This window comes from Morganella morganii H1r (assembly GCF_000633515.1).
GTDB lineage: Bacteria > Pseudomonadota > Gammaproteobacteria > Enterobacterales > Enterobacteriaceae > Morganella > Morganella morganii_B.
The window spans coordinates 1-714 of record NZ_AYMP01000091.1 but is presented as its reverse complement, the minus strand read 5'-3'; the positions used below and the strand labels follow the sequence as shown (position 1 = coordinate 714).

1 protein-coding gene is annotated in these 714 nt (G+C 46.2%); it reads right to left on the bottom strand.

Features of this window, described 5'->3' with window-relative positions; genetic code table 11:
• Nucleotides 1–108 precede the first annotated feature (108 nt).
• Nucleotides 109–567 (bottom strand): IS200/IS605 family transposase, encoded by a 459-nt coding sequence (gene tnpA / locus U868_RS0123005; protein WP_025155333.1) that lies wholly within the window; start codon nt 565–567, stop codon nt 109–111.
• Between the last annotated feature and the right edge of the window lie 147 nt (nt 568–714).

The following is a 714-nucleotide window of genomic DNA, read 5'->3' as shown; positions in this document are numbered from 1 at the left end:
AATAAATATCCCCCGGCATAGCCGGGGGTTTTTAATATGCGCCTATAAGGCTCTGTTACCAGCCGCGCCCTAACAGGCGCATTGCAATCTGACATTTGCATTTCGTTGTTACTTACTGCCCGTAAACGGGCTACCGGGATACGGGATCGACAGTTGCTCTCCCATCTTATCTTCTTCCAATTGGTGTTTTATGTATTCCCGTATTCGCGAGGTATTCTTACCCACTGTGTCCACATAAAAACCCCGGCACCAAAACGCCCTGTTTCTATACTTAAACTTTAAATCGCCAAACTGTTCGTACAGCATCAGGCTACTCTTACCCTTCAGGTAACCCAGAAAACCTGAAACACTCAACTTTGGCGGGATCTCCAAAAGCATATGTATATGATCCGGACAGCACTCCGCTTCCAGAATATTCACATTTTTCCACTCACACAGCTTTCTGAGTATGCTGCCTACTGCCCTGCGTTTCTCGCCGTAAAAGGCCTGTCGCCGATATTTTGGTGCAAAAACGACATGATACTTACAGTTCCATCGCGTATGCGCTAAGCTCTTTTCGTCCCCCATTGGGACCCCCTTTTGATTTTTTGTTGAACCATTGCAGTTGCCAGACCGCAATATGTTTTAACAAATCAAAAGGGGTTTTATAACTGACTTATAGCTGTAAGCTTTCCGGAACCCCCGGCCTAGCCGGGGGTTTTCTGTGTACAAAAA